Origin of the sequence: Sporosarcina sp. P26b, from assembly GCF_002743245.1 — a bacterium.
Lineage (GTDB): Bacteria > Bacillota > Bacilli > Bacillales_A > Planococcaceae > Sporosarcina > Sporosarcina ureae_C.
Genome location: NZ_PDYW01000042.1, coordinates 1 through 11,536, shown reverse-complemented (window position 1 = coordinate 11,536; position 11,536 = coordinate 1). Strand labels below are relative to the sequence as shown.

Below are 11,536 nucleotides of genomic sequence, written 5' to 3'. Positions count from 1 at the left end.
TGACTAAATTTTATCAGAAGGTATCCTTTTTTTCTTCCTAAAACTAAAAAAATATATAAAAAAGAACGGACCCCATAAACTTCAATGGGTCCGTTCTTTTTCAATATGAGGAGGGTTTTGTCCCAGCCTCTTTTGTTTTTATTGAATTCCTTTTTTAACCCACTCTGCTACTGTGACCGTACGCTTAGCTTGATATTTAACAGCGGCTTCTACATCTTCAATCATCTCACCAGACGGACCGACTGTAACACTAGTTCCATAAGGGTTTCCACCTGCACCAAAGATTACTGGATCCGAATATCCTGGTGGAACGATAATCGCACCCCAATGCATCATCGAAGTATATAGCGATAAGATGGTTGCTTCTTGACCGCCATGTGGATTTTGAGCCGAAGACATAGCACTTACAACTTTGTTTATAGTCTTTCCTTTTGCCCATATACCACCCTGTGTATCAAGAAATTGTTTCATTTGGGAAGCCATATTACCAAAACGTGTTGGCGTACTGAAAATAATTGCGTCTGCCCATTCAATATCATCCGATGTAGCTACCGGAATATCTTTCGTTGCGTCAGCTGTTGCTTTCCATACATCATTGTTTTCAACTACGGATTGTGGAGCCAGTTCTTGTACTTTTAAAATTTTCACATCAGCGCCTGCTTCTTTCGCACTTGCCTCTGCCCACTTTGCTAATTGATAATTCGTTCCGCCCATACTGTAAAAAATTACTGCTAACTTAACTTTTGACATCCAAACATCTCCTTTAGTTTGATAAATATTGTTTCCTTAAAGGCTCATACTAAGAGAACCCATTCCTTCTTCCTTTCCCCGTTATTTCTATTACTAATCATCTCCACTCATAAAATTTTTATACTAGCGTAGTTTGCATTTCCATTAAGAATGAGCTGTAATAGTAAAATGATGATCTTCACAAGTATTTCAGTGACCACCACAAATTATTTAACTTATTCAAAAAAGACAGCTAGATTTCACTCTAGCTGTCTTAACTGATCCACTTATACCTTATGGAAATTCGTACCGTCCGTAGTTTCTGCAATAATGCCAGCACGGATTACAAAGTCTCCGAAGTGTTCACCCTCGTCTCGTTCTTTTGCATATCGTTTTAATATAGGGCCTAGTTCACCTAGTATTTCTTCTTCTCCAATATTTTCACGATAGATTTTGCTTAGGCGCTGTCCTGTAAATCCGCCACCTAAATACATATTATATTTACCTGGTCCCTTACCGATAAAGCCTAGTTCCGCTATCGCTGGACGTGCACATCCATTCGGGCATCCTGTCATCCGCGTCACGATCTCTTCATCGCCAAGTCCAGCTTCATCTAGCAAGCCCTCGATTTTTGTAATCAGTGAAGGTAAATACCGTTCTGCCTCTGCCATCGCTAAACCACATGTCGGCAGCGATACACATGCCATGGAGTTTCTACGTAATGCTGACTGCTCAGCTGGAGACTCCAAACCATACTTCGCAATAATCTCTTCTATATTCTTCTTATTTGAATCAGCTACATCGCCTAGAACTAAGTTTTGATTCGGACTCAGACGGAAATCGCCTGTATGGATCTCTGCAATTTCACGAAGAGCAGTCATCAGTTTATAGTTTTCGGTATCACGCACACGACCGTTTTCAATGAAGAACGTATAATTCCAGCTTGTATTTTCTGCTGGCACCCATCCATAGCGGTCACCATTATGATCAAAGTGATAAGGGCGCGTCTCTTCCAAATCCCAACCTAGACGATTATGAAGCTCTCCAATTAACCAATCAAGTCCGCGAGAATCAATCGTGTACTTGAATCGTGCATACTTTCGTACAGAACGATTTCCGTTATCACGTTGGATCATCATTAAATGCTTCGCTACTTCTACTACTTGATCTGCAGGTACGAATCCAATCAAACGACCTAACTGAGGGTACGTCTGCTCATCTCCATGCGCCATTCCCATACCGCCACCTACAGCAACGTTGAAGCCGACTAGTTTTTCGTCTTCGACTATCGCAATCAACCCAATGTCTTGAGAAAATACATCAATATCATTCATTGGAGGTACCGCAATTCCAATCTTGAACTTTCTAGGCAAATACGTCGCGCCGTAGATTGGCTCTACTTCTTCCCCTGCCGTATCCACAACCTTTTCCTCATCCAACCAAATTTCATGATAAGCCGTTGTTTGTGGCAATAAGTCCAAGCTTAATCGCTTCGACCACTCATATATTTCTGCGTGAACTGACGATTGATTTGGGTTCGGGCTGCACATGACGTTTCGGTTGACGTCACCACAAGCCGCAATAGAATCCAGTAACGCGTCATTCATCTCTTGAATATTCTTTTTCATATTCCATTTCAAAATTCCGTGCATCTGGAATGCTTGGCGTGTCGTTAACTTCAATGTACCGTTACCATATTTATGTGCCAGTTCATCCATAACAAGCCATTGCTTTGGCGTAGCGAAGCCGGCTGGTGTCCGCACGCGGATCATGAATTGATAGGCCGGCTCTAATTTTTGACGTTGACGCTCTACCCGTAGATCTCGGTCGTCCTGCAAATAACTTCCGTGGAATTTCATTAGACGGTTATCATCATCTGGAATTCCTGAACTGATGGAATCATTCATCGTTTCAATGAGGTTTCCACGCAAGTAATCACTTTCAATTTTAATTTCTTCTACATCACTCGGTGCTCCATCTTGTATATGGATCGGCTTTGTTGTTGAAGACATGCTCCCACTCCCCTTCGGATACTTAATAGACATCTCTCTGATAGCGTTTTTCTTGAACTAACTGTGTAACGAATGCTTCGGCTTCTTCAAGTGATTTACCGCCTTCTTGTTGAAGGATTTCCAGCAACGTCGCGTGGACGTCTTTTGCCATGTTCTGTTCATCACCACATACATAAATCACTGCACCTTCTTCAATCCATTGGTACAGTTCTTGACTTGCTTGTTTCATGCGATGCTGTACATAGACTTTTTCATCTGTATCACGTGAAAAGGCTACATCGAGGCGTGTTAACGCACCATCCTTCACGTAATTCTGCCATTCAGTCTGATAATAGAAATCTGTCACATAATGCTGATCTCCAAAGAACAACCAAGACTTTCCTTCTGCCCCTGTTTCACTACGTTCTTCAATGAATGAACGGAATGGCGCGATACCCGTTCCCGGACCTATCATGACGATCGGTGTTTGTGAATTAGCAGGTAAACGGAAATTATCATTTTTATGAATATAGATTGGTAATGTATCTCCCGGCTCAAGGTTTTCTGCACACTGGATAGAACAAACACCTTGTCTGTCGCGACCATGCGCTTCGTAACGTACAACACCAATTGTTAGATGCACTTCTTCAGGATTCGCTTCTAGGCTACTTGCAATTGAATATAATCTCGCTGGCAGTTTACGAAGAATCCCCACCAGTTGTTGTTCTGATGCTTCAACTGGTCCGAAGTCCTTTAATGCATCTAGTAAATCGCGTCCATCGACATACGCACGAAATTCTTCTGCATGTTCTTTTTTTATAATTCGCTTCAACTCTTCTGACTCAGAGTAATTAGATAGTTTTTCAAGTAACGGTTTAGTTACTACAGTAATCTCTAAGTGATTCAGTAAAGCAATGCGTAAAGCACGGCGTTCACCTTGTGAGTTAATTTCGACGGTTTCTTCTGCATTCCAATTCCCTAGTCGAATAATCTCATCGATTAAGTCGGGATTATTCGTTGGAAAAATCCCTACACTATCGCCCGGTTCATATGTCAGTCCAGAGCCTTCTAATGAAATCTCCACATGACGCGTCTCTTTATTAGAACCTCGGCCGTTTAGGTTAATATTTTCAAGTACTTCCGCTTTAAACGGATTCGTGCGTGAAAATTGAGTTGAAGATGTAGTTTCGACTTCCACACTAGCTGCAGCCGATTGACCACCCGTTTGGACGTCTAATGAAACTTCCACCGCCGCTAGCCATTGTGCTGCCGGCTCATCATAATCCAAATCACAATCTACACGTGGTGCTAACTGAACAGCTCCTAGGTCAGATAGTTTCTGATCGAAATCAGCGCCCGTCTTACAGAAGAATTCGTATGAGCTATCGCCAAGTGCCAATACTGAATAATGAAGATGATCTAGTTTTGGAGCACGTTTCCCATGCAAGAACTCAAAAAATGGTAAGGCTGTATCAGGTGGATCTCCTTCTCCATGTGTACTGACGACAAGCAATAAGTTTTCAATTTTCTTCAGGTTATTCGGTTTGAAATCATTCATGGATTGTATTGTCACTTCAAAAGATTGCTCTTTTAACTTAGCTGCTGCTTGTTCCGCAATTCCCTGTCCGTTGCCTGTTTGTGAGCCATAAAGTACGGTTATTTCTTTTACTGCCGTCGGAACTTCGATAGCAGGACGCTCTAATACAGCGACGCCACCGGAAGGCACTGAAGCTGAGCTGACCGCTGTTAAATAACCACTCAGCCAACTTTGCTGTGTTACTGAAATACTTGGCAACAGACGATTGAGCAATTCTACCTGTTCTTCACTGAAAGGACTGTTCGATACTTGTAAAGCCATATTCATCACCCTCACAACCTCTTATATATTTTTCGTCAAACAAAATCTGACTAGACTGATAACTATTTTTAAGATGATTTCATTGTATTATTATTAAACCTATTAGTCAAGTAGGTTTTTAATATAATGAAGTGGACTTTTTTGAAATAGAGTGAGTAAAAATTTTGTTGGGGGTGGGGGATTGGCGCTTCGGAGGGGACGCTTTCCTGAGTCGCCCCTCCTACGCACCAATCCCTTACAATGTGAGTGGATTACACTTTTAGTTGATCATTAAAGTTATGGTTGCAATCTATTTTGATCTTAAAAAAGTTTACGTAAAACAATGGTTCAGACACTACCTACAATGAGTGATAAAAGTACCTTCAATATCAAATTAGGATGTAAGCAGAAGCTGGCGTCGAAGTGCAAAGATGTGCTCCTAACGTTGCGCTTTTACTAGTAAAAGCGCAACGTTACGGCTCTTCCCGCAGGCCCATAGGAAAGCGTCCGCCAGCTGGAGCTTCCATCCCCTCGTACCTACAAAGTAACCAACTCTGATATCCACGTTAAGACCTTGAACTTAAAACCATACAAAAAAGAATGCCCCAGTGAAGTGAAGTCACTTCTGGAGCATTCTTGTTTTGTTAATTCGAAAGCTGTGCTTTGGAATGGTTGCCTGCTTTTCTGACCCAAGCCACCACTACAATAATTACTAGCAACCCAAGCTGTGCCATGATCGTTTCAGTGGTAGGATAAAAACCGATCACATCAATAATTGGCAAGCGCGGTTGCACAGTTGTGTTAATTACATTCGTCAACTGCAACGTATGCAAACTCACACCGATAATTTTAAACGCCAGTACATAAATCAAAATCGTCGCCACTGCGAAGAAGCGATGAATCGGAATGCGGTGGCTTAACTTCATGAAAATAAATGCTACGATCGCCAATATGACAACTGCTAGCAGAATCCCCATCACAAACTCAAGTGTGGACATCTTTGGCGCAATCCCCGCGTAAAACACAATCGTTTCCGCACCTTCTCTAAATACAGAAAGGAAACTGACCGAAGCCATCGCAAGCACGCTCCCTGTAGAAATCGCTTGACCCATTTGCTTGGATATATAACGATTCCATGAAGCCACATTGGATTTTTGATGCATCCAAATTCCAACACCGATCATCAATGCGGCAGCTACAAGTCCGACATAGCCTTCCATCATTTCGCGGTCATTGCCAATCGTGACAGACTGCAATACGGTCGACATCATGATGGCCACTACAATACTAAGCGTAATTCCCGCGCCCGCACCGACATATACCCATTTGCGCATTCCTTGCTGATTGGCATTCGTCAAGAATGTCAGCAACGCCATAATAATCAGCAATGCTTCCAGACCCTCACGTAATAGAATCAAAGCAGAGTCCCAAAAGCTGAAACTGTCATTTGTTTGAAGTAAGGCGATTTGCTGTTTAAAATCTTGCAACTGGCCATCCGCTTTTTCAACATCATAGCCGCTATTCGACAATTGACCGATCATCAACGGTAATTCATTTTCAAGCTGTGTATAAAGTGAAGCGTTTTTCGTACGCACTTCTCCTTCAACATTTGGCCAGATTTGAATGAACTCACGTAATGACTTCTTCGCGTCATCAAGCTTTCCACTTTGTAACGAATCTGAACTTTTATCTAATAATGCAATCAACGTGGTCAAAGAATAATCTTCAGTTGCTGTTTCTTTCAATGTCCCATTGACGAACTGATCAACAATGACAGTCAGATCATCAAACTGCGTACGGTATGCTTCGAGATTTGGTTTTTCTTCCGCTAACGTGATTCGCATGAACGCCATACTCGTTTCAATTGCACCGTATGCTGAAATACTTTGTTCACGCACAGGTCGTTCATTGCGTGTCCATGTGGAAACGAACTGTTGATTAGCTTGTTTGATCTCTTCAAGCGAATCGGACTCAATTGCTTGTTGTAAATCTGCAATCGCAAGTTCCATCGCTTTGCCGAATTTCTCGCGCTCTGCTAGTTCGTCAACTGGATTTTCTGACTTCTCCAGTTCGTGTACCGCTTTGGATAAAGAACTCAATAACTCTCCGCGTGTTGCAGAGTCAGCTTTCAAAGCTTTCTTTAACGTCTTATCGATTTCCTTCGTGTACTCTGAACTCTCCAATTTCTGTTGTTGCCAAATTGATTCAAATTCTTGCAAAGAAGATAATGCTTCTGCATCATTCGCTTTTTTCGTTTGCATGATCGAATCACTGATGGAGATATAGAGATCACTATAATTTGTTTCGGTCTCAGCGAACGCAGGGCGTATCGGTAAAACTATGACGATCAGCATTACTGCTATCCATTTATATAATCGAGAAGAGTGAGTCACCGATAAAGCCCCCCTTTTGGACTCCAGGGAAGCAAGCGAATAATGCACTGCCGCGATGGGTAATATATTCATTTAATTTGTCTTCACGTCCAAAGCTATTTTGAATAGCAATAAATTGTTCAGGTTTTTTTTGGAACGAGATGAATAGTAAACCGGCATCGAATGTACCTGTCGAATCCATTACACCTGAACTATAGGAGAATGATCGACGGAATATTTTTTGCTTGGACTTCTTCGCTAACCGCACGTGGGAAGCTTCGGAAATGACATACTCCCCTTTTGCATCCTTTTCGTCTAAGTCCACTTCATCCATTTCATGCTTCTTACCAATTGGTGCACCTGTATCCCGATGGCGACCAAATGTTGCTTCCTGTTCCTGCAATGCAGTTCTGTCCCATGTTTCCAGATGCATCTGGACGCGACGAACAGCCATGTATGTTCCATTGGTCATCCAAGCCTTTGATTGACCCGCATCAATCCATGCGACTTCATTCATCTCAGCTTCTTTGGATCCATTCGGATTGACGGAACCATCTTTAAAAGCAAATAGATTTCTAGGCGTTTCTTTTTTCTTACCTTTCATTGGGTACGAATTAAAACCTGCTTGCGTCCATTTTAGTGTTACTTTTCCCGAAGCTGCTCGCACTAAGTTTCGAACCGCATGGAATGCAACTTGCGGATCATCAGCACATGCTTGAATACAAATGTCTCCGCCGGTATACGCAGGATCTAGCTGATCTTTTGGAAAATGCGGTAAATCTTTTAGTTCAGCAGGCTTTTTTGAAGCTAAACCTAATGCATCTTTTTCAAATAGTGACGGACCTACACCAAATGTCAGTGTTAAGTTTGAAGCGTCCAACCCGACTGTTTCTCCTGTATCTTTAGCGGGAATGAGCATATTAGACGTCTGACCATCCATCTCTTCACCATTCATCATGCGTACCGCAATAGGGGTCCACATTTTAAATAGATCCATCAATTCTTGTTGTGAGTTCACCAATACATTTAACGAAGCAAAATATACATAACTTTGACATTCTGTAGCGATCCCTGATTGATGCTTACCGTAGAAATTGATCTTATTTTTCGACCGTGGATTGTCTTCTTCCTCTACCATTCCGAATACTTTGAGAACACTGCCTAGACCTGATGCACCAATCGCAACACCTGCTGCACCTGCTCCTGTATACTTCAACATTTGGCGACGTGAAATTTTCTTATCATAGAATTTTTCTTCAGTGCGGTCCGTCATTTTATCACTCCGTTACGATGCCCATCATACTTAATGGCTCACCTAATTGATTTACTGCTTCTGATAATGCTTTAGTATCTTCCTTCGTCAACTCTTCATAAGATATATAGCCACCGTTACCATCTTCGTATTCTGCAAGCAACCCGTTGATTGTTTCGAATTTCGACTCAAGTTCGTCGACTAACTGCTGATCTTTCTCTGCCATTTTATCTTTAAAGATTTCAAAGATTTTCTCAGCGCCTTCAATATTTGCTTTGAAGTCATATAGATCCGTATGAGAATAAATTTCTTCTTCTCCCGTGATCTTAGAAGTCGATACTTCATTCAATAAATCGACTGCACCTGTAACCATCAAGTCTGGAGACACTTCCACTGTTTCTACACGTGCGCGCAATTCTTTTGCATCTTTTAGCAACTGATCTGCGACATCTGCATAGCCTTCAGTTGTATTCTCTACCCATAATCCGTATTCGATCTTATGGTAACCCGACCACTCTTCTTCTCCTTGACCTTCTTCTTGAACATCTGCTAAACGCGCATCAATTCGCGGGTCTAAATCGCCAAAGCTTTCTGCAATTGGTTCAGAGCGTTCAAAATACATTCTAGCAATCGGATAGATTCTTTTTGCTTCTTCTATATCTCCTGATTTAACTGCCGTAACAAATTTTTCTGTATCGATAACGAACTCATCCATCTGTTCAAGTGCAAACTCTTTATATGCATCTGTTTCAGCAGTTAGATCTACCGCTTCTGTTACTGCCGGTTCTTTTTCTTTAGGTTCGTCTGCCGTTCCACAGCCCGACAATAGAATTCCTGTCGTCAAGGCGAATGCTGTTACTACTGTTTGTTTCATTTTAATTCCCACTTCCCACGATTTAGTTTGCTGTTATCAATGATAATCGTTCTCAAATGATAAATCAATAGGGATTTTAAGGAGATATGTGTATATTTCTAGTACTTATTGTGTTTTTAGAAAATTTAAGAGATACTATATTCAACTAGATATTTTTCTATTCGGGTATTTCTATACTTTTTAGATTTTTGTAACAAAAACTACTTTCTTTCGTCTACTAAGTAACCATTATGAAGGGAGGAAATCAATGTGAAAAGAAAAATCAGCAAGCAACAATTTGATTTCTTGCAACGAGAATTTTCTTTTCTACAACAGCATGGCAAGATGGAAGCAGCAGATGCCGACGAAATGCTCTCGCTTTACGAATCTAAAGGCGGCGCTAATTTCGTGAGAATCCTACTGGCTTTCGGAGCTATATTAGTAGGGATAGGAATACTAAGCTTCATCGCAGGCAACTGGGCAGGACTTACGCCATTCTTTAAGTTTGGATTAATTGTTGTCGGCATGATCTTGGCGTACTTCGCAGGGTATAAGCTGGAAAATGATTATGAACGAACATCTCGCAGTATGTACTACATCGGTGCTGCCATTTTTGGAGCAGGAATATTTCTGATTGGCCAAAGCTTTCACTTGCAACATACGGTGTATACCGACTTCCTTTTATGGGGTGTTGGAATCTTACCGTTAGCTTATTATCTTAAGGATCAATTGCTCGCAGTATTTGCTAGTGCATTTTTTATTATCTACAGCTTTAGCGCTTTTACAGCTTATGAAGCAGGAAGCTTCGGTCCTTTCTGGCTACTCCTACTGATTCCTGTATTGTTCTGGATGAATGAAACTCGATTTGGTAGAAAGAGTTCATTGTTTGTTATGAGTGTTTTACTAAGCGCGGCTTTCATCGTCAATATGCTAGAGTTTTTCCACGTCGATGAATGGATTTCTATACTGATTGTTTTTGTACTAGGGGTGTTCCTTGCACTCGCACCCTTCAAACATTATCGTACAGAGTCCTCCTGGACGGGTTCCATACTATTTGGTATCACAGGTATTATGCTAACATTCCCATTCGTTTGGGATGGTTTACGATTTGGTGATTCCGCTCCTTATATTTTCACTACCCTATTCGTTGTCTTGTTGGTGTATTTATTGAAGAAAGGCAGCTTACCCGCTATCTTGATCACGTGTGCGTTAATCTATCGCTATTACACGGATATCACATACGACTTTATGCCAAAATCATTATTTTTCATCGTAGGCGGTTTGTTGCTAATCGGTTTTGGATTCTGGTTTGAAAAATCACGACGAGAGACGGTGAAACGTCATGAAGAATAAACGGAATCTATTCCTTGTTGCCTTAATCGTCCCCATCATCCTCCTTTTAGCGATGACTTGGAAGCCATTGTATACAGTGAATACAGGTAAAACTATTACATTGGAAACCGTACCTGTCGACCCACGCGATATTCTATACGGTGATTATGTCAGTCTTCAGTTTGCGATTGAAGAATTCACAAAAGACGATCTAGACCCAGCGCTTATTAAAGAGTTTTCCAAACACGATACCGGAAGGCTTACGGTATATGCCGTGTTAGAACAAGAAGAGGGAGATCTTTACGGATTGAAGACGGTCACACATAAGAAACCAAATGACGGATTGTTTTTGAAGGGCGATATGTATTACTACAGTGAATTCAATAATAATGAAAATCAAACGTATTTCGCCAATTTCCTTCCTGACCGTTACTATGTAGCAGAAAACACTGGTATGCAGTTGGAGGACCTTTCACGCAAAGGGCAGTTGATTGCTGATGTAAAGGTTCGTGATGGTTTTGCCGTGTTGGAAAATGTACGCCCGAAGTAGATTGCTGTAGTAGAGAATTGTAAGCCGTTGCTGGAAATCGTGGATTAGCGATTTCTAGTGGCGGTTTTTTTGTGCAAATATAGTAGTTTGATTGGCTATGTACGTGGGGCGGGCATTGGCGCCACTTCAGCGGTAGTGGATGGCTTTAGAACGTTCTATAGTGTGTAGGGCAGTTCAGGTAGTTTTTTTTCGAGTACACGGGGAAGGTGTTCGTACAAGTAAGTAGGATACGATTTTAGGTAGTTGTTTTACGAACCCTTTACTTTTCCTTGTATTTTGCAGAGGTAGTAGTTTGACTGGCTATATAAGTGGGGCGATCATTGGCCCCACTTCGGCGGTGGTGGATGGCTTCCGCAATGAGCCAGACAGGAAGTGCGCCTGGCTGTCTCATTACTACGCCTACCACGTGCAGCCGCCTGCGTTAGATAGTGTGTAAGGCAGTTCTGATTCTTCTTTTGCAAGAATAGGAACTAGTACTACCCAGTCACTGGTTTTATCTACTATAAACCACAACCTGACATGGTAAGTACTTAGCAGCGCAGGCACAACTGCGGGGTAGGCCGTGGCCATGAGACAGCTAGCAGCTCCACCGCTAGTTGGCTCATGGCTGGAGGCAATCC

10 protein-coding genes are annotated in these 11,536 nt (G+C 41.8%); 2 read left to right on the top strand and 8 right to left on the bottom strand.

The window, feature by feature from the left end; translation table 11 throughout:
- Positions 1–138 precede the first annotated feature (138 nt).
- The 6 genes from wrbA to efeO form a co-directional block, all read right to left on the bottom strand.
- Positions 139–750 (bottom strand): NAD(P)H:quinone oxidoreductase, encoded by a 612-nt coding sequence (wrbA, locus tag CSV69_RS16020; RefSeq protein WP_099626281.1) that lies wholly within the window; start codon positions 748–750, stop codon positions 139–141.
- A 266-nt stretch (positions 751–1,016) separates the two neighbouring features.
- The gene (cysI, locus tag CSV69_RS16015; RefSeq protein ID WP_099693953.1) at positions 1,017–2,741 is read right to left on the bottom strand and encodes an assimilatory sulfite reductase (NADPH) hemoprotein subunit; all 1,725 of its coding nucleotides are present in this window, start codon (positions 2,739–2,741) and stop codon (positions 1,017–1,019) included.
- A gap of 22 nt (positions 2,742–2,763) precedes the next feature.
- Positions 2,764–4,578, bottom strand: coding sequence for an assimilatory sulfite reductase (NADPH) flavoprotein subunit (locus tag CSV69_RS16010; RefSeq protein ID WP_199170436.1), 1,815 nt, complete (start codon positions 4,576–4,578; stop codon positions 2,764–2,766).
- Between the two features lie 623 nt (positions 4,579–5,201).
- On the bottom strand, positions 5,202–6,950 hold the full coding sequence (locus CSV69_RS16005) for an FTR1 family iron permease (protein ID WP_232319599.1): 1,749 nt from the start codon (positions 6,948–6,950) through the stop codon (positions 5,202–5,204).
- Positions 6,925–8,202: an iron uptake transporter deferrochelatase/peroxidase subunit gene (efeB, locus tag CSV69_RS16000; RefSeq protein ID WP_099693952.1), complete on the bottom strand. Its 1,278-nt coding sequence runs from the start codon at positions 8,200–8,202 to the stop codon at positions 6,925–6,927. The genes CSV69_RS16005 and efeB overlap by 26 nt, the downstream gene beginning before the upstream one ends.
- A 4-nt stretch (positions 8,203–8,206) precedes the next feature.
- Positions 8,207–9,055, bottom strand: a complete 849-nt coding sequence (gene efeO, locus CSV69_RS15995; protein ID WP_085427084.1) for an iron uptake system protein EfeO — start codon at positions 9,053–9,055, stop codon at positions 8,207–8,209.
- A gap of 249 nt (positions 9,056–9,304) precedes the next feature.
- Between efeO and CSV69_RS15990 the strand changes: the two genes are divergently transcribed.
- Both CSV69_RS15990 and CSV69_RS15985 read left to right on the top strand, forming a co-directional pair.
- Positions 9,305–10,387: a DUF2157 domain-containing protein gene (locus CSV69_RS15990; RefSeq protein ID WP_099693951.1), complete on the top strand. Its 1,083-nt coding sequence runs from the start codon at positions 9,305–9,307 to the stop codon at positions 10,385–10,387.
- On the top strand, positions 10,377–10,916 hold the full coding sequence (locus tag CSV69_RS15985) for a GDYXXLXY domain-containing protein (protein WP_085427086.1): 540 nt from the start codon (positions 10,377–10,379) through the stop codon (positions 10,914–10,916). The genes CSV69_RS15990 and CSV69_RS15985 overlap by 11 nt, the downstream gene beginning before the upstream one ends.
- A 259-nt stretch (positions 10,917–11,175) precedes the next feature.
- On the opposite strand, the gene CSV69_RS16960 is transcribed toward CSV69_RS15985, so the two are convergent.
- Together CSV69_RS16960 and CSV69_RS16955 are read right to left on the bottom strand one after the other, a co-directional pair.
- Positions 11,176–11,322, bottom strand: a complete 147-nt coding sequence (locus CSV69_RS16960; RefSeq protein WP_158232708.1) for a hypothetical protein — start codon at positions 11,320–11,322, stop codon at positions 11,176–11,178.
- Positions 11,316–11,536, bottom strand: a 221-nt coding sequence (locus CSV69_RS16955) for a hypothetical protein (protein WP_158232707.1), incomplete at its 5' end; no start/stop codon positions are given. The genes CSV69_RS16960 and CSV69_RS16955, both read right to left, overlap by 7 nt.

What these genes read in the sequence shown, in the direction of transcription:
- efeO (WP_085427084.1), bottom strand. Translation starts at nt 9,055, where the DNA reads ATGAAACAAACAGTAGTAACAGCATTCGCCTTGACGACAGGAATTCTA.
- CSV69_RS16010 (WP_199170436.1), bottom strand. Translation starts at nt 4,578, where the DNA reads ATGGCTTTACAAGTATCGAACAGTCCTTTCAGTGAAGAACAGGTAGAA.
- cysI (WP_099693953.1), bottom strand. Translation starts at nt 2,741, where the DNA reads ATGTCTTCAACAACAAAGCCGATCCATATACAAGATGGAGCACCGAGT.
- efeB (WP_099693952.1), bottom strand. Translation starts at nt 8,202, where the DNA reads ATGACGGACCGCACTGAAGAAAAATTCTATGATAAGAAAATTTCACGT.
- wrbA (WP_099626281.1), bottom strand. Translation starts at nt 750, where the DNA reads ATGTCAAAAGTTAAGTTAGCAGTAATTTTTTACAGTATGGGCGGAACG.
- CSV69_RS15985 (WP_085427086.1), top strand. Translation starts at nt 10,377, where the DNA reads ATGAAGAATAAACGGAATCTATTCCTTGTTGCCTTAATCGTCCCCATC.